General features: G+C 64.1%; 2 protein-coding genes and 1 pseudogene. All 3 read right to left on the bottom strand.

Going from position 1 to position 1804, the window contains the following annotated elements:
• The coding region (locus tag JCM25156_RS15510) for an ATP-binding cassette domain-containing protein (protein WP_025813800.1) at positions 1-421 on the bottom strand (421 nt) is incomplete at its 3' end.
• A pseudogene (locus tag JCM25156_RS25165) lies at positions 418-1219 on the bottom strand (sulfate ABC transporter permease). The gene JCM25156_RS15510 and the pseudogene JCM25156_RS25165, both read right to left, overlap by 4 nt.
• Positions 1220-1232: 13 nt before the next feature.
• The coding region (cysT, locus tag JCM25156_RS15500; RefSeq protein ID WP_025813799.1) for a sulfate ABC transporter permease subunit CysT at positions 1233-1804 on the bottom strand (572 nt) is incomplete at its 5' end.

Raw genomic sequence — 1804 nt, 5'->3', positions numbered from 1 at the left:
CGGAAAGCTGGTGGGGATAGCGCCCGCCCACGCCGGGAAGCTGCATGAGATCCAGAAGTTCCTCAACCCGGCTGGAAATTTCCGCCCGGCCCGGCCGGATGCGCCGTGGCCGGATGGACAGGCCAAAACCGATATTGTCCGCAACGGTCATATGCCCGAACAGGGCGTAATGCTGGAACACGAACCCGATGTTGCGCGCCCGCGCCGCCAGTTGATCCACCCGCGCGCCATCAATGGCCACCTGCCCGGCCTGATGCGCGTCCAGCCCCGCGATGATACGCAGCAGCGATGTCTTGCCCGCGCCCGATGGGCCAACCAGCGCGGTAAAGCTGCCATCCGCCACCGTAAGGGAGACATCATCGACAATGGGCCGCCCGTTCTGCGGGCTGACACGGGTGATATGGTCCAGTTTCACGCTCATGCGACCGTTTCCATTCCGCCATGACGGCGTTCGACAATATTGCGGGCAATCACGACTGTAATGGCCATAAGCGCCAGGAGCGCGGCCATCGTGAACGCGGCCACCGTCTGGTAGCCATTATACAGGGTCTCGATATGCAGCGGCATGGTTTCCGTCAGGCCGGGAATATGACCCGACACGACCGAAACGGCCCCGAATTCACCCATCGCGCGCGCGGTGGTCAGCAATACCCCCGATACAAGCGCCATCCACGCACCGGGCAGGGTCACACGCCATAATATCTGCCACAGTCCCGCCCCCAGCATGACCGCCGCTTCCTCCGCCTCGCGCCCGTTATGGAACAGCATGGGCATAAGGGTGCGCGTGACGTAGGGGAAGGTGACGAACACCGTGGCCAGCACCATGCCCGGCGGCGCGAACATGATGGGATAGCCCCACTGCTCCAGTATTCTGCCCCACCATCTGCGTTCCGAACACCAGCAGCCAGACCAGCCCGCTCACGACAGGCGAGACGCTGAGCGGCAGTTCGATCAGCACGATCAGCAGCCCCCGGCCGGGAAAGCGGAACTGTGACAGCGTCCATGCCGCCATGACCCCGAAAACCGTGTTGATGAGAACGCTCACCCCGGTCACAAGAATGGTAAGGCGGATGGCCGACAGTGCGTCCGGATCGGCAAACGTGGCCAGCGCGGCGCCCGGCCCGTGGGAAAGCGCCATGGCAAAAACCAGAACCGGCGGCGGAACGATCATGATCCCGACAAGCAGGTAAACGGCGGCGGCGAACATGAAGCGTGTCATCGTGGTTTCCCCTTCATGCCCTGCCATGCGACAGGTGGCGACGCACCACGCCGATAATGACCAGTGAAAGCAGCGAGAGCAGGACAAGCGCCAGCCCGATCAACGTCGCCCCCCGCGTGTCGTATTCCTGCAGGCGGATGACAATCAGCAACGGGGCGATCTCGGTGTGAAAGGGCTGGTTCCCCGCAATGAAGATGACGGAGCCGTATTCCCCGATCCCCCGGGCGAAAGCCATGCCGAAGGCCGTAACCAGAGCGGGATAAAGTGCGGGCAGGATCACCCGCGCCACCACCTGCATGCGGGTGGCCCCCAGCACTTCGGCCGCTTCCTCCACATCGCGCGGCAGGTTGCGCAGCACGGGGGCCACCGTGCGCACCACAAAGGGCAGGCCGATGAACATGAGGGCGAGGACAATACCGGCCTGCGTGTAGGCCACATGCAGCCCCAGCCACGCAAGCGGCCCCCCGATCCATCCATTGGTGGCGTACAGTGTCGCCATGGCGATGCCCACCACGGCGGTTGGCAGGGCGAAGGGCAGTTCGACCAGCATGTCGATCACGCGCCGCCCCGGAATGTCGGACCGCA

It is taken from the genome of Komagataeibacter kakiaceti JCM 25156 (genome assembly GCF_000613305.1).
Note: the sequence above shows the minus strand (reverse complement) of the source record. Positions and strands in the feature narration are given on the sequence as shown.